Source organism: Variovorax rhizosphaerae (genome assembly GCF_037889975.1).
GTDB classification, from domain to species: Bacteria; Pseudomonadota; Gammaproteobacteria; order Burkholderiales; family Burkholderiaceae_C; genus Variovorax; species Variovorax rhizosphaerae.
This window is the reverse complement of sequence record NZ_JBBKZT010000004.1, coordinates 120325-135549: the sequence shown is the minus strand read 5'-3', so window position 1 is coordinate 135549 and position 15225 is coordinate 120325. Positions and strand designations below refer to the sequence as shown.

Below are 15225 nucleotides of genomic sequence, written 5' to 3'. Positions count from 1 at the left end.
GCCGTGCCGGTTCTTTCGCGCGCAAGCCGCGCTGCGAATCCCTGTCCCGGGCGTGGGCAATCCAATTAAATTGCACGCAATTCAATTGGACCCTAGAATTCAACCCATGCGCAACGCCCCTACCACCGACGAAATGCTGAAGCTGGACAACCAGCTCTGCTTCGCGGTGTACTCCGCGTCGCTCGCCATGACCCGGCTCTACAAGCCGCTGCTCGACAAGCTCCACCTCACCTATCCGCAATACCTCGTCATGCTGGCGCTCTGGGAGCGCGACGGGCTGATGGTGTCGGAACTGGGCACGCAGCTCTCGCTCGACTCCGGCACGCTGACGCCCCTGCTCAAGCGGCTCGAAGCCAACGGACTCGTCACGCGGCTGCGCGACGTGGCGGACGAACGGCGCGTGCACATCACGCTGACGGCGGCTGGCCGAAAGCTCAAGGCCAAGGCCGCGAGCGTGCCGGCGTGCCTGATGGCGGCGAGCGAATGCTCGATCGACGAACTGGTCGGCCTCACGCGCCAGCTCCAGACATTGCGGGATCGCATCAAGGCCGCTGCATAGGATTTCTTCACCGCTTCGCCAGAGAAGCATTTTTCACCCACCCACCCAAGGAACGACAGACATGACCACCGCACTCGACAAGGTTCTCTACACCGCTGAAGCCCACACCACCGGCGGCCGCGACGGCGCCGGCAAATCCAGCGATGGAGCGATCGACGTCAAGCTGAGCTCACCCGGTTCGGGCAAGGCCGGCACCAACCCCGAGCAGCTCTTCGCCGTCGGCTACGCCGCCTGCTTCATCGGCGCCATGAAGGCCGTCGGCCCGAAGATCAGCGTCAAGGTGCCGGACGACGTGGCGATCGACTCCAAGGTCTCGCTCGGCCCGATCAACGGCGGCGCCGCCTACGGCATCGCGGTCACGCTGGCCATCACGCTGCCGGGCCTGGACGACGCGCAGAAGAAGCTGCTGGTCGAGACCGCGCACAAGGTCTGCCCCTATTCGAATGCCACCCGTGGCAACATCGACGTGAACCTCGAAATCGTCTGATCCAGCCGCTGCGGCAAAGCCGCAGGATTTCGGAGCCCCGGCCGTCGCCCTCGAGGCGGCCGGGGCTTTTTTTCGTGCGCGCGCCGTCGGGGTGCGCTAAGGTTCAGGCCCGGAGACCTACCTCATGACCACCACCCTGCTCGCCCGCAAGGACGCCCTGCCCACCGCACGCCTGCGCACCAGCGCGGATGCGCCCCTGGCCCCCGGGCAAGTGCGCGTACGCATCGACACCTTCGCGCTCACCGCCAACAACATCACCTACGCCGCCTTCGGCGCGGCGATGAGCTACTGGAACTTCTTCCCGAGCGGTGAAGAGGGCTGGGGCGTGATCCCGGTGTGGGGCTTCGGCACCGTGGTGCAGTCGCTGAACCCTGGCGTGGCAGTGGGCGAGCGCCTGTACGGCTACTTCCCGATGGCCGACCAGGTCGTGCTGCAGGCCGACCGGCTCAAGCCCGACAGCTTCGTCGACGCGGCCCCGCACCGCGCCGAACTGCACGGCGTCTACAACCGCTACATGCGTTGCAGCGCCGACCCGCTCTACACGGCAGACACCGAGGATGTGCAGGCGCTGATGCGCCCGCTGTTCATGACCTCCTGGCTGATCGACGACTTCCTCGCGGAGAACAAGTTCTTCGGCGCCGACACGGTGCTGCTGTCCAGCGCATCGAGCAAGACGGCCTATGGCACGGCCTTCATGCTGGCGCAGCGCGAGGGCATCGAGGTGATCGGCCTGACCTCGCCCGGCAACAAGCTGTTCTGCGAAAGCCTGGGCTGCTACAGCCGCGTGGTCGGCTACGACGAACTGGACCAGATCCCGACCGACGCGGCCTGCGTGTACGTCGACTTCGCCGGCAACGCGGCCTTCCGGCTGGAGGTCCACACGCGCTTCGTCAACCTGAAGTTCAGCAGTTCGATCGGCGGCACGCACGTGGAGCAACTGGGCGGCGCGAAGAACCTGCCGGGGCCGAAGGCGACGCTGTTCTTCGCACCGGCACAGGTCAAGAAACGCAGCGAGGAGTGGGGTGCCGCGGAACTCAACCGCAAGCTGCTGGAAGGGTGGCGCGACTTCACCGCGCAGGTCACCGACGAGGCCGCGCCCTGGCTGGTGGTCGACCACCATCGCGGGCCGGAGGCCGTGCATGCGGCTTATCTCGAAGTGCTGGGCGGCAAGAGCCACCCGCGCGTGGGGCACATGCTGTCGATGATCAAGACGGCCTGACGCAGCGCTAAACCGGCGGCGACCTGAAGTCGAACACCTTCTGCAGCTCGATCCACTTGCTGCCCTTCGGCGTCCACGGCGTGGGCGCCTGGAACTTCCACATCAGCGCCTCCCACTCGACCAGCACCGGATCGGACTCGCTCGCGGCCTGCATGCGCGCCGCGTCGTAGACCGTGTCGTCGGTGTGCATCACCATCACCATGCGGGTGCCGAGCCGGTAGATCTTCATCTCCGTCACGCCGTGGCGCCGCAGGTGCGCCTGCACCTCGGGCCACACCGCGCGGTGATGAGCCTCGTACTCGGCGATCAGGGCCGGGTCGTCCTTAAGGTCGAGCGCGAGGACGTGTTGCATTCGTGATCAGTCGTACAGGACAGCCGCGATCTTCGGATCCGCGATGTTGCTCTTGTCGTACCAGTAGAAGCCCGTGTCGATCACCTTTGGCAGCGTCTCGCCCTTGAGCGCCTTCACCGCCGCCTCGACCGTCTTGTAGCCGATACCCACCGGGTTCTGCGTGATCGCGCCGGCCATGGTGCCGTCCTTGATCGCGTCCTTCTGCTGCTTGCCCGAGTCGTAGCCGACGATCACGATCTTGCGCTTGGTCTCCTTGGCCGCATTCACCACGCCGATGGCCGAGCCTTCGTTCGCGCCGAACATGCCCTTGAGGTTGGGCGAGGCCTGCAGGATCGACTTGGCGATCTCGGTGGACTTCAACTGGTCGCCGCCGCCGTATTGCACGCTGACGATCTTGATATTGGGATACGTCGACTTCATGCGTTCGAGGAAGCCGTCGCGCCGGTCGACGCCGGTGCGGCTGGTCTGGTCGTGCACCACCAGCGCCACCTCGCCGGACTTGCCGATCAGTTCGGCCATCTTGTCGGCCGCCAGCGCGGCGGCGGCCTTGTTGTCCGTCGTCGCGGTGGTCACCGGGATGTCGCTGTCCACGCCCGAGTCGAAAGCCACCACCGGGATCTTCGCGGCCTGCGCCTTCTTCAGCAGCGGGATCGCGGCCTTGCTGTCGAGCGCGGCAAAGCCCAGTGCCTGCGGCTTCTTGGCGAGCGCGGCAGAGAGCATGTCGATCTGCTTGTCGACCATGGCCTCGGTCTCCGGGCCTTCGAAGGTGACCTTGACCTTGTAGTCCTTCGCGGCCTGGTCGGCGCCCTGCTTCACCGCTTGCCAGAACTGGTGCTGGAAGCCCTTGGAAATCAGCGGGATGTACGTTTCCTGTGCGAATGCGACGCCGCTCAGGCCCAGCGATGCGGCCAGCACCGCGGCGATGTTCACTGCTCTTCTCTTCATGCTTCGTGTCTCCAGGTGATGAAAGAAAACGCGCCGGCTACTGCTTCTTGCGGCGCAGGATGTCCATGTACACAGCGAGGATGATGATGACGCCGGTCACGACGGTTTGCCACTCCTGCGCCACCGACATGATGCGCAGCCCGTTGGTCAGCACGCTCATGATGAACGCGCCGATGATGGTGCCGATGATCGTGCCCGTACCGCCGCTCAGCGAGGTGCCGCCGATGACCACCGCCGCGATCGCATCCAGCTCGTAGCCCTGCCCCAGCGCCGGCTGCGCCGAGTTGAGGCGCGAGGCGATCAGCAGGCCGGCGATGCCGCAGATCGCACCGCTCACCGAATACACCACGATCTTCCAGAAGTCCACGTTCACGCCCGACAAGCGCACCGCCTCCTCGTTGCTGCCCAGCGCGAAGGTGTAGCGGCCGAGCACCGACTTGTTCAGCACGATGCTCGCGACGACGGCCACGATGAACAGGATCAGCACCGCATTCGGAATCGGCAGCGCCGGGATCAGGTCGCCGATCAGCGATTCCTGCGAGATGTAGGTGAAGCCCGGCGTGTCGTTGAAGTAGATCGGCTTCGTGCCCGAGATGACCAGCGACAGGCCCTTGAGCAACATCATCATGCCGAGCGTCGCGATGAACGGCGGCACCTTGAGCTTGGCGATCAGCACACCCGACACGAAGCCGCACAGCGCGCCGAACAGGATCGCCGCCGCGACGCCGAGCCACAGCGGCATGCCCCAATGCGTGAGCACCACGCCGGCCATCACCGCACAGAAGGTCATCATCGTGCCCACCGACAGGTCGATGCCGCCGGTGACGATCACGAAGGTGCAGGCAATCGCCAGCACGCCGTTCACCGCCGTGGCCTGCAGGATCGCGACCATGTTGTCGGTCTGCATGAAGTTCGACGAGGCGAAGCTGAAGAAGATCATCAGCACCAGCAGGCTCGCGAAGGCCAGCAGCTTCTGGCGCGTGGCCGGGCGGAACAGGCGCGCCGCGATGCCCGAGGAAGGCGCGGCGGTGGTCGTCGATGCAGTGGTGGTGGTCGTTGGGTTGGCCATCTGGGCGCTTCAGGCGGGGGTTGTGGCGCTCTCGCGCAGGGTGGCCAGGTGCATGATCTTTTCCTGTGTCGCCTCGTGGGCCTTCAGCTCGCCGGTGATGCGGCCCTCGCACATCACCAGGATGCGGTGGCTCATGCGCAGCACCTCGGGCAGCTCGGAGGAGATCATCACGATGGCCTTGCCTTGCGCGGCCAGCGCGTTCAGCAGCTTGTATATCTCGCTCTTGGCGCCAACGTCGATGCCGCGCGTGGGCTCGTCGAAGAACAGGATGTCGCAGTCGCGCAGCAGCCACTTGGCAATCACGATCTTCTGCTGGTTGCCGCCCGAGAGCAGCCGCACCAGCTGCTGCGCCGACGGCGTCTTGATGCTGAGCTGCCGGATGTAGTCCCCCGCGGTCTTCTCGATCGCAACCTGGTCCAGGAACATGCCGGCCTTGGTGAAGCGATTGAGGCTCGACAGCACCACGTTGGTCTCGACATCCAGGCCCGTGGCCAGGCCGAAGTGCTTGCGGTCCTCCGAGAGGTAGCCGATGCCGTGGCCCACCGCGTCCTGCGGCGAACGGATCGTCACGCGCTTTCCATGCACCTCGATCTCGCCCGCCTCGATGGGGTCGGCGCCGAACACCGCGCGTGCCACCTCCGTGCGGCCCGCGCCCATCAAGCCGGCAAAGCCGAGAATCTCGCCCTTGCGCAATGTGAAGCCCACGTTCTTGATGACCGCGCCGCGCCGCAGGCCCCTGACCGTCAGCACGACCGGATTCGCTGAAGTGTCCGGAATGTCCGGCACCTCCTGGTTCAGCTCGCGGCCGACCATCATGCTGATGATGGACTGCATCGGCGTGCTGGCCATCGGCACGGTCGCGATGTACTGGCCGTCACGCATGACCGTGACGCGGTTGGCGATCTGGCGCAGCTCGTCCATCTTGTGCGAGATGTAGACCACGCCTACGCCTTCGCCTTGCAACTGCCGCACGACACGGAACAGCTCCTCGATCTCGGCGTTGTTGAGCGCGGCGGTGGGCTCGTCCATGATCAGCACGCGCGAGTCGAAGGACAGCGCCTTGGCAATCTCGACCATCTGCTGCTTCGCCACCGTGAGGTCGCCGACCAGCGTGCGCGGGTCCAGCTTCAGGTGCAGCCGCTGGAAGATCACGTCGGCCTTCGCGTTGAGCGCATCCTCGTCGAGGAAGACGCCGAAGCGCCCGCGCGGCTCGCGGCCGATGAAGATGTTCTGCGCGGCGCTCAGGTGGTTCATCAGGTTGAGTTCCTGATGCACGATGCCGATGCCCAAGGCCTGCGCGGCGCGCGGGCTGTCGATGTCGACCGGTCGGCCATCGACGAGGATCTCGCCTTCGTCTTTCTGGTAGACGCCGGCCAGCACTTTCATCAGCGTCGACTTGCCCGCGCCGTTTTCGCCCATGAGCGCGTGCACCTCGCCGGGCAGCAGTTCGAATTGCGCACGGTCCAGCGCGCGCACGCCGGGGAAGGACTTGCTGAGGTTGCGGATGACGACGTTCGGCGTCATGAGGGAAGCTCCGTGCTGCGTGCCGGTGTGAGAGCGTCTTCAGGCAGTCGAGTCTCCAGGCCATAGAAGCGCGCGGCGGTGTCGTGCCAGACGCTGGCCTGTTCATCGACCGACAGTTCACCGATCAGGCTGTCGGCCACGCCGATCCAGTTCACATAGTCGCTCGCCAGGTTGAGCACGGGCCAGTCGCTTCCCCACAGCAGGCGGTCGGGTCCGAAGCATTCGAGCAAATGACTCCACACCGGACGCAATTCCGCCGCGCCTGCCGCTTCGGGCGCTTCGGTGAGCAGCCCGGAGAACTTGCAGACCACCTGCGGATGCGCGGCCAGTTCGGCCATCTGGCGGCGCCACGAGCCAGCCCAATCGGCATTCCAGCCCGCGCGAAGTTGCGGCTTGGCGGCATGGTCGATGACCACCGGCAAGTCGGGCCACGCCTGCACGAAACGCAGCAACCCACTCAAATGCTGCGGCTTCACCAGCGCATCGAAGCGCAGGCCCAGGCGCTGCATCGTGCGAACCGTGTCTGCATACGGCGCATGGGCGATCCAGTCGGCGTCGGCAAGGTCCTGCAGCATCGGCCGCACGCCCTTCAGGTGCGGATGCCGCTCGGCCCAGCGCGCCAGCGTCGACGTCGATTCCGCACGGCTCAGGTCGACCCAGCCCACCACGCCGCCGATGAAGGTCGTGGACTCGGCGAGGCTCAACATGAACTCGGTCTCCGCCTCGCTCTCGGCGGCTTGCACCAGCACGGTCTGCGCAACCTGATGGGTCTGCAAGGTGGGTTGCAAGTCCGTCGGCATGAAGTCCCGGTACAGGGGCGCAAGCCCTGGGTCGTCCGCACGCAGCCATCCATAGTCGCCCCTTGCAGGTCGCCAGAAGTGTTGATGCGCGTCAATCCGCTGGATCGTCATGGCCGGCAAATTATTGAGGAACGCTCCTCTGCGCGGTGGCGAGTTGCGCTAGGACTTACCCGCGCCGATACGTCGGTAGGGCCGGTTCAAGGCCCAAGGCGACAATCGACCCCATGTCTGCATCCAACGCGCTCGCGCACCCCTACGAGTCACTCACGCCGGACGTGGTGCTCGACGCCCTCGCGACGCTCGACCTGCACGGCGACGGTCGCCTGCAGGCGCTCAGTTCCTACGAGAACCGTGTCTATCAAATCCACCTGGAAGACCGCAGCGTGGTGGTCGCCAAGTTCTACCGGCCGGGCCGCTGGAGCGAGGCGCAGATCATGGAGGAACATGGCTTCTCGGCCGAGCTCACCGCGGCCGAAGTGCCCGCCGTCGCGCCGCTGGAACTCAAGGGCGGGACGCTGCACGAGCATGCCGGCTTTGCCTTCAGCGTTAGCCCCTATCGCGGCGGCCGACCGCCGGAGCTGGACGATTTCGAGGTGCTCGAATGGGTCGGCCGCTTCCTTGCGCGCATCCACACGGTGGGCGCGAAGAAGCCGTTCGTGGCACGGCCGGCTTTGGACTTGAAAAGCTTCGGCACCGCTTCCCGCGACTGGCTGCTGAAGCACGACAAGGTTCCGCTCGACGTGCAAGGCCTGTGGGAAAAGCACTGCACCGAGGCGCTCGACATGATCGCCAAGACCGCGCTCGCGACGGATGCCAAGGGCGCCTTCGGCAACGAGTTCAAGAGCCTGCGCCTGCACGGCGACTGCCACCCCGGCAACATCCTCTGGACCCCGACCGACCGCCCCGACGGCGGCCCGCACTTCGTCGACCTCGATGACGCCCGCACCGGTTTCGCGGTGCAGGACCTGTGGATGCTGCTATCCGGCGATCGCGGCCAGCGCACCGGCCAACTGAGCGGTCTGCTCGAAGGCTACGAACAGTTCCGCGAATTCGACCGGCGCGAACTGGCGCTCATCGAACCCCTGCGCACGCTGCGCCTCATCCACTACAGCGCCTGGCTCGCGCGCCGCTGGGAAGACCCGATCTTCCCGATCAACTTCCCATGGTTCGGCAGCAGCGACTACTGGATGGGACAGGTGCAGATGCTGCAGGACCAGTGCGAGGCGATGGCGGAAGAGCCGCTGTACGCCTGATCACGCCGCGATCGGCAGTTGCGTCGTCGACAGCACCTGCTTCAACGCCATGAAGGTCCGCACCTGCCGCACGCCCGGCAGGTAGAGCAGCTGCTCGGCATGCAGCCGGTTGTAGCTCTCGTTGTCCCGCGTGCGCACCATCATGAAGTAGTCGAACTCGCCGGTCACGCAGTGGCATTCCAGACAGCCCGACACCTTCTGCACCGCCTTCTCGAACGCAGCGAAGGACTCGGGCGTCGAGCGGTCGAGCACCACGCCGATCATCACGAGCGTGCCGGCGTCCATCGCCGTTGGATCGAGCAGTGCCACCACTTTCTTGATCAGCCCCATCGACTTGAGTCGCTCGACGCGGCGCAGGCACGCGGGCGCGCTCAGGTTGACCTTGGCGGCGAGCGCCACGTTCGACACCGAGGCGTCGCGTTGCAGCGCGCGGAGGATGGCGCGATCGGTGCGGTCAAGCTCGCCCTTGGCTTGCAATTTTGTTGTGCGCATTCAAGCTCTCTCAAAATAATCAGCTGCCGATTCATCTTTCCGTCCACGTGAGTATCGCCAACCGCCCCATCTTTGCAACCATCGATCAGCCGATTCTTCCTACGATTCCTCCCACGTCTTCAACAAGGAATCGCCAAGTGAACCTGCAGAAATTCCAACGCCATCCCCTGACCTTCGGCCCCACGCCGATCCAGCCCTTGCGGCGACTCAGCGCCCATCTCGGCGGCAAGGTCGAGCTCTTTGCCAAGCGCGAGGACTGCAACAGCGGCCTGGCCTTCGGCGGCAACAAGACACGCAAGCTGGAGTACCTGATCCCCGAGGCGCTCGAAGGCGGCTACGACACGCTGGTGTCGATCGGCGGCATCCAGTCCAACCAGACGCGCCAGGTGGCAGCGGTGGCTGCACACCTGGGCCTGAAGTGCGTGCTGGTGCAGGAGAACTGGGTCAACTATTCGGATGCGGTGTACGACCGGGTCGGCAACATCGAAATGTCGCGCATCCTGGGTGCGGATGTGCGCCTCGACGCGGCCGGCTTCGACATCGGCATCCGCAAGAGCTGGGAGGACGCGATGGAGAGCGTGCGCCAGTCGGGTGGCAAGCCCTTCCCGATCCCTGCCGGCTGCTCGGAGCATCCGAAGGGTGGCCTCGGCTTCGTGGGCTTCGCCGAGGAGGTGCGGCAGCAGGAAGCCGAGCTGGGCTTCAAGTTCGACTACATCGTGGTCTGCTCGGTGACGGGCAGCACGCAGGCCGGCATGGTGGTGGGCTTCGCGGCCGACGGTCGGGCCGATCGCGTGATCGGCATCGATGCATCGGCCAAGCCGGAGAAGACCTACGACCAGATCCTGCGCATCGCGCGGAACACGGCCGAACTGGTCGAACTCGGCCACGAGATCGCCGACACGGACGTGGTGCTCGACGCGCGCTTCGGCGGCCCCGAGTACGGACTGCCGAACGAGGGAACGCTGGAAGCCATCCGCCTGTGCGCGCGCATGGAAGGCATGCTGACCGACCCCGTGTACGAGGGCAAGTCGATGCACGGGATGATCGAGAAGGTACGGCTCGGTGAGTTTCCGGCAGGCTCAAAGGTGCTCTATGCGCACCTGGGCGGCGTGCCGGCGCTCAACGCCTACAGCTTCATCTTCCGCAACGGCTGAGAAGGTGTGAATCTTTCTACTGCGGACGCCGATCTCGGGCCTGTGGTGCTCACCGCACGAGAGTGCGGTTCCGCTCCGCGACCCGACCTCGGCGCCCTCGCTACGAAATCTTTCACACCTTCTGCCCCGAGCCCAAACCAAGTCTTGTTATGGATTCGAGGCCAGCCCCTTGATCAGCCGGTACATGAACTCGCGCCCATCCTTCAACTGCTGGACGCCGATGTTCTCGTTGAGCCCATGCACGCCCGTCTTCTCCGGGTCCACGAACAGCCCCGAGACGCCATACATCGGAATCCCGGCCGCGCGAAAGCGGTAGCTGTCGGTCGTGCTGACGCCCATCGTCGGGATCACCGGCACGCCGGGCCACATGGCTTCGCTGATGCGCTCGACCACGCCCATGAAAGCCGGGTTCAGCGGCGAAGCCGGCGCCGAGTCGCTGAGTTCGATCGGCGACACCTTGACCTTCGGCCCGGCAATCTCGTCGAGCTTCGCCTTGATGGCGGCGATGTCGTCACCCGGCAGCGCGCGGCAGTTGACCGTCGCCTTCGCGCGTTGCGCCAGCGCATTCGGCGCATGGCCCGCCTCTACTTGCGTGGCCACGCAGGTGCTGCGCAGCAGCCCGACGATGGATGAACGATTCGACAGCCGGTCGATCGCTGCCTGCGAAGGCTTGCCGGTTGCCACCTCGCGGAAATCCGCGGCCAGCGCATGCTCCTGGAAGGGTGCGGAACGCTCGAAGTACACGCGCGTCGCCTCGCTCAACTGCACCGGGAAGCGGTACTGCCGCAGGCGCGTCAAGGCGTCGGCCAGGTCGTAGATCGTGTTGTCGGGCGTGGGTCGCGCGCTGTGGCCGCCTGGGCCGGTCGCTTCGAACGCGTAGTCGAGGTAGGTCTTCTCGCCGATCTGCATCACATGGACCGAGGGCTTGCCGCCCTTCAGTTCACCGCGTCCGCCCTCGTTGATGCCCAGCTCCGCGTCCACATCCGAACGGCGGTTCTTGATCAGCCAGGCGGCGCCGTTGGAAGGCACGTCGCGTTCCTCGTCGGACGTGAGCGCCAGCACGATGTCGCGGTTGGGCACGAAGCCCTCGCGCTTCAACTGGCCCAGCGCCGACACGTAGGCGGAGGCCATGGCCTTGTCATCGATGGCACCGCGGGCGATGTAGTACCCGTTCTGCTCCTGCAGCTTGAAGGGATCGGTCTTCCACTCCTCCTTCTTCGCCTCCACCACGTCGATGTGCGCCAGCAGCAGCAAGGGCTTCTTCGCACCGGTGCCGCGGTAGCGCGCGAGCAGGTTGCCGCGCTTCGGGAAGGGCTCGAGCACCTCGATGTCCGCCGCGGGCAGGCCTGCATCGAGCAGGCGCTTCTGCATCGCCTTGGCGGCATCGGTGGTGTTGCCGACCGAATAGGTCGTGTTGATCTCGATGAGTTCCTTGTAGGTGTCGGTGAACCAACTGGCCTCATCGACCTCGGGCGCTGCTTGCGCCAAGCCGGCGCAGCAGCCGAGCATGGCCAGCGGCAAGGCCAGCAATCTGAACTTCATGGCGATCTCTCCTCCTTGTGATCCGGGGCGTGGAGGATAGCGGAGTGCAAGCCTTGCGCGCTGTCCCGCAGTTGGCTGCGAGACCGCGCCTCAGCGCCCGTCCTTCACCGCCTTCAGGAAGTTCTGCACCACCGCGTTGTCCGGCCCGCTGCGCCACACGCAAAACGCATCCGACCCGGCCACGTCTTCCTCCAACGGCCGAAACACCGCCCCGCGCAGCGCCGCATGCTGCAACGCACTCGGCACCAGCGCGACACCCATGCCCTGCGAGACCAGCGACACCACCGACAGCCAGTGCCGCACCTCATGCCGCACCTCGGGCCGGAAGCCCGCGCCCGCGCAGATCGAAAGAATGCGCTCGTGATAGTCCGGCGAAGCCTCGCGCGAGAACAGCACGAAGGGCTCGTCACGAAGGCTCGCGAGGCCCACGCTGCGGCGCCGCGCCAGCCGATGCGATGCCGGCACGCACACCATGAAGGGCTCCGACAGCAACAGCACCTGCTGCAACTCTGCCGGCATGCGGCTCGTGTGCACAAAGCCGACGTCCATGCGATCGTGCAGCAGCTCGGTGATCTGCTGGCCCGAGTTCAACTCCGACAGCGACACGCGCACCGCAGGATGCGCCGCCTGGAAGCTCGCCAGCGCCTGCGGCAAGCCCCGGTAAAGCATCGCGCCGACGAAGCCGATGCGCAGGCGCCCGGCCGAGCCCTTCGACACGTCGCGTGCCTCAAGTGCGGCCTCCTCGGCCTGTCGCAGCAGGGTCTGCGCCGAGGCACGCAGCGCATCGCCCGCCGGCGTAAGCCGCACCTCCTTGCTGTTGCGCTCGAACAGCCGCGCGCCGACCGACTCCTCCAGCTGCCGGATCGCCACGCTCAGCGGCGGCTGCGAGATCGACAGCCGCCGCGCGGCGCGGCCGAAGTGCAGTTCCTCGGCCAGCACCGTGAAGTAACGCAGGTGGCGCAATTCCATCGATAGCCCAATCAAATCAGACCAGTCAAATTCGATATTAGACAGATATCGTCGCCGCGCCAACAATCCGCGCCAGACAAGGAGACAACGCATGGCCCCCACCGCCGCAGACGCCGCCCATCCCGTGCCCGACCGCCACGGCCAGAACCTCTTCACCACCGACAGCGAACTGCACAAGCTGCTCGCGCTCTACCTCCCACATGACCTGCTGCGCCACATGCAGCCGCACTTCGAGCGCCTCGGCGCACTGGCCGGCGGACCGCTCGACGAACTCGCGCACACGGCCGACATCCACCCGCCGACGCTGGCGCTGCGCACGCGCACCGGCATCGACCAACAGCGCATCAACAAGCACCCCGCCTACGTCGAGATGGAGCGCATCGCGCTGAGCGAATTCGGCCTGGCCGCCATGTCGCATCGCGACGAGACGCTGGGCTGGAAGGGCCGCATGCCGCCGCTCGTCAAGTACGTGCTGACCTACCTGTTCGTGCAGGCCGAGTTCGGCCTGTGCTGCCCCGTCTCGATGACCGATTCGCTCGCACGCACATTGAAGAAGTTCGGCAGCCCCGAACTGGTCGAGCGCTACCTGCCGCGCTTCCAGTCGCTCGACTTCGATGAACTGGCGCAGGGCGCGATGTTCATGACCGAGCAGGCCGCAGGCTCCGACATCGCGGCCACGCAGACCCGCGCCACGCAGGACGACCAGGGCCAGTGGCGCCTGACCGGCGACAAGTGGTTCTGCTCCAACCCCGATGCCGACTTCGCGATGGTGCTGGCGCGTGTCGAGGGCTCGGCCGCCGGCATGAAGGGCGTGTCGCTGTTCCTGCTGCCGCGCGAACTCGAGGACGGCGCGCACAACCACTACCGCATCATCCGCCTCAAGGACAAGCTCGGCACCCGCTCGATGGCCAGCGGCGAGATCCGGCTCGAGGGCGCCATCGCCTACCTGGTCGGCGAACAGGGCCGCGGCTTCGTGCAGATGGCCGACATGGTCAACAACTCGCGCCTGTCGAACGGCGTGCGCGCCGCCGGCCTCATGCGCCGCGCCTGCGCCGAAGCCGAGTACATCGCGAGCGAGCGCCGCGCTTTCGGCAAGCGCTTGGCCGACATGCCGCTGATGCAGAAGCAGTTGCAGAAGCTGCGCCTGCCGGCCGAGCAGGCCCGCACGATGGTGTTCCAGACGGCGCAGGCGCTGATGCGTTCCGACGGCGGTGAAGCGGCGGCCTACCCGCTGCTGCGCATCCTCACGCCGCTCATCAAGTTCCGCGCCTGCCGCGACGCGCGCAAGGTCACGGGCGACGCGATGGAAGTGCGCGGCGGCTGCGGCTACATCGAGGAATGGGCCGACCCGCGGCTCGTGCGCGATGCGCACCTGGGCTCGATCTGGGAAGGCACCAGCAACATCGTCGCGCTCGACGTGATCCGCGCCGTGACGCGCGAGAACTCGCTGCCCGCCTTGCAGGCGCACTTCGGCGCGCTGCTCGACGATGCGCCGTTGGCGCCTGCTTTCTCGAAGGCGTTGCGAGGCGCGCTGGACCGCGCCTGCGCACTCGCTGCCAGCGCATCTGCAGCCGCCAAGGACGGCGATGTCATCGCTCGTCAGGCTGCCTCGGCCCTGTACCACTGCGCCAGCGCCATCGCGATGGCCTGGGAGGGCGCGCGCGCCGACTCGGCCCAACGCATCGAGTGGGCGCAACTCGTGCTGCTGCACCGCGTGCTGCCGCGCGACCCGTTGGCGCCGACGGGCATCCCTGCCGACTGGACCGCTCCCGCACCCATCGCCGCCACCGTCGCCGCCTGAACGACCGGACACCCCAAGAGAGAGACAAGAAATGAAACTGATCCAGACCGTCGCCATCGCGCTGGCCTTCACCACCGCCCTGCCGCTCGCCACGACCGCGCATGCGGACGCCTATCCCGACAAGCCCATCATGCTGGTCATCCCTTTCCCGCCCGGCGGCCCGACCGACGCCATGGCGCGCACGCTCGCCGCCGAGATGAAGGACCGCCTCGGCCAACCGATGATCGTGGAGAACCGCGCGGGTGCTGGCGGGAACATCGGCGCCGAGTACGTGTCGCGCGCCGCGCCCGATGGGCAGACGCTGCTGTTCGGCACCTCGGGCCCGCTGGCCATCAATTCGAGCCTCTACCGCAAGGTCAACTACGACCCGGTCAAGAGCTTCGCGCCCGTCATCCAGGTCGGCCACCTGCCGAACATCCTGGTCGTGAACCCGAGCGTGCCCGCGAAGAACGTGAAGGAACTGATCGCCTATGCCAAGGCCAATCCGGGCAAGCTGAGCTATGCATCGTCCGGCAATGGCGCTTCGTCGCACCTGGCCGGCGTGATGTTCAACACCCTGGCCGGCGTCGACCTGCAACACATTCCGTACAAGGGCACCGGCCCGGCGCTGACCGACCTGCTCGGCGGCCAGGTCAGCATGAGCTTCACCGACGTGCTCACCGCCCTGCCCTACGTCAAGTCCGGCAAGCTACGCGCGCTCGGCGTGACCACCGCGACGCGCTCGCAGGCCTTGCCCGACGTGCCGACCGTGGCCGAGCAGGGCGTGCCCGGCTACGACGTGAGCGTGTTCTTCGGCATCGTCGCGCCGGCCGGCACGCCGCCCGATCGCATCGCCAAGCTCAACAAGGCCTTTGTCGAAGTGCTGGCCACGCCCAGGGTCAAGGAACTCTTTGCGTCGCAAGGACTGGAGCCCGCGCCGTCGAATGCGCCGGATCAACTCGGCAAGTTCATCGGCACGCAGATGACCAAGTGGGCCGGCGTCGTGAAGCAGTCCGGCGCGCAACTGGATTGAGAAGGTATGAATCTTTCTACTGCGGCCACCGATCTCGCTACGAAATC

General features: G+C 66.2%; 15 protein-coding genes. 7 read left to right on the top strand and 8 right to left on the bottom strand.

Annotated features, from left to right (window positions below; translation table 11 throughout):
* Window positions 1–106: 106 nt before the first annotated feature.
* The 3 genes from WKW82_RS09840 to WKW82_RS09830 all read left to right on the top strand — a co-directional run bounded on the left by WKW82_RS09840 (window position 107) and on the right by WKW82_RS09830 (window position 2265).
* Window positions 107–559, top strand: a complete 453-nt coding sequence (locus WKW82_RS09840) for a MarR family winged helix-turn-helix transcriptional regulator (RefSeq protein WP_340342102.1) — start codon at window positions 107–109, stop codon at window positions 557–559.
* 61 nt (window positions 560–620) lie between these two features.
* On the top strand, window positions 621–1046 hold the full coding sequence (locus tag WKW82_RS09835; protein ID WP_340342101.1) for an organic hydroperoxide resistance protein: 426 nt from the start codon (window positions 621–623) through the stop codon (window positions 1044–1046).
* 124 nt (window positions 1047–1170) lie between these two features.
* The gene (locus WKW82_RS09830) at window positions 1171–2265 is read left to right on the top strand and encodes a DUF2855 family protein (RefSeq protein WP_340342100.1); all 1095 of its coding nucleotides are present in this window, start codon (window positions 1171–1173) and stop codon (window positions 2263–2265) included.
* A gap of 7 nt (window positions 2266–2272) precedes the next feature.
* Here the strand turns inward: WKW82_RS09830 and WKW82_RS09825 are convergent, their stop codons facing one another.
* Genes WKW82_RS09825 through WKW82_RS09805 form a run of 5 tightly spaced genes read right to left on the bottom strand, consistent with a single transcriptional unit; the run spans window position 2273 to window position 7066 of the window.
* Window positions 2273–2617, bottom strand: coding sequence for an L-rhamnose mutarotase (locus tag WKW82_RS09825; protein WP_340342099.1), 345 nt, complete (start codon window positions 2615–2617; stop codon window positions 2273–2275).
* Window positions 2618–2623: 6 nt separating this feature from the next.
* Window positions 2624–3562: an ABC transporter substrate-binding protein gene (locus WKW82_RS09820; protein WP_340342098.1), complete on the bottom strand. Its 939-nt coding sequence runs from the start codon at window positions 3560–3562 to the stop codon at window positions 2624–2626.
* 37 nt (window positions 3563–3599) lie between these two features.
* Complete coding sequence (locus WKW82_RS09815; RefSeq protein ID WP_340342097.1) at window positions 3600–4631, bottom strand: ABC transporter permease; 1032 nt, start codon at window positions 4629–4631, stop codon at window positions 3600–3602.
* Window positions 4632–4640: 9 nt separating this feature from the next.
* Complete coding sequence (locus tag WKW82_RS09810; RefSeq protein WP_340342096.1) at window positions 4641–6155, bottom strand: sugar ABC transporter ATP-binding protein; 1515 nt, start codon at window positions 6153–6155, stop codon at window positions 4641–4643.
* Complete coding sequence (locus tag WKW82_RS09805; protein ID WP_340342095.1) at window positions 6152–7066, bottom strand: amidohydrolase family protein; 915 nt, start codon at window positions 7064–7066, stop codon at window positions 6152–6154. The genes WKW82_RS09810 and WKW82_RS09805 overlap by 4 nt, the downstream gene beginning before the upstream one ends.
* Before the next feature lie 113 nt (window positions 7067–7179).
* Here WKW82_RS09805 and WKW82_RS09800 point away from each other — a divergent pair, with 113 nt between their 5' ends.
* Window positions 7180–8208 carry a serine/threonine protein kinase gene (locus WKW82_RS09800; protein WP_340342094.1) on the top strand — a complete coding sequence of 343 codons (1029 nt, stop codon included), beginning with the start codon at window positions 7180–7182 and terminating at the stop codon, window positions 8206–8208.
* Here the strand turns inward: WKW82_RS09800 and WKW82_RS09795 are convergent, their stop codons facing one another.
* On the bottom strand, window positions 8209–8700 hold the full coding sequence (locus WKW82_RS09795; RefSeq protein ID WP_340342093.1) for an Lrp/AsnC family transcriptional regulator: 492 nt from the start codon (window positions 8698–8700) through the stop codon (window positions 8209–8211).
* A gap of 137 nt (window positions 8701–8837) precedes the next feature.
* Here WKW82_RS09795 and WKW82_RS09790 point away from each other — a divergent pair, with 137 nt between their 5' ends.
* Complete coding sequence (locus WKW82_RS09790; RefSeq protein WP_340342092.1) at window positions 8838–9854, top strand: 1-aminocyclopropane-1-carboxylate deaminase; 1017 nt, start codon at window positions 8838–8840, stop codon at window positions 9852–9854.
* A 147-nt stretch (window positions 9855–10001) separates the two neighbouring features.
* Here the strand turns inward: WKW82_RS09790 and WKW82_RS09785 are convergent, their stop codons facing one another.
* Window positions 10002–11396: a M20/M25/M40 family metallo-hydrolase gene (locus WKW82_RS09785; RefSeq protein WP_340342091.1), complete on the bottom strand. Its 1395-nt coding sequence runs from the start codon at window positions 11394–11396 to the stop codon at window positions 10002–10004.
* A gap of 90 nt (window positions 11397–11486) precedes the next feature.
* Window positions 11487–12365, bottom strand: a complete 879-nt coding sequence (locus tag WKW82_RS09780) for a LysR family transcriptional regulator (protein ID WP_340342090.1) — start codon at window positions 12363–12365, stop codon at window positions 11487–11489.
* A 91-nt stretch (window positions 12366–12456) separates the two neighbouring features.
* Between WKW82_RS09780 and WKW82_RS09775 the strand changes: the two genes are divergently transcribed.
* Both WKW82_RS09775 and WKW82_RS09770 read left to right on the top strand, forming a co-directional pair.
* The gene (locus WKW82_RS09775; protein WP_340342089.1) at window positions 12457–14166 is read left to right on the top strand and encodes an acyl-CoA dehydrogenase family protein; all 1710 of its coding nucleotides are present in this window, start codon (window positions 12457–12459) and stop codon (window positions 14164–14166) included.
* 31 nt (window positions 14167–14197) lie between these two features.
* Window positions 14198–15178 (top strand): Bug family tripartite tricarboxylate transporter substrate binding protein, encoded by a 981-nt coding sequence (locus tag WKW82_RS09770; RefSeq protein WP_340342088.1) that lies wholly within the window; start codon window positions 14198–14200, stop codon window positions 15176–15178.
* The last annotated feature ends 47 nt before the right edge of the window (window positions 15179–15225 follow it).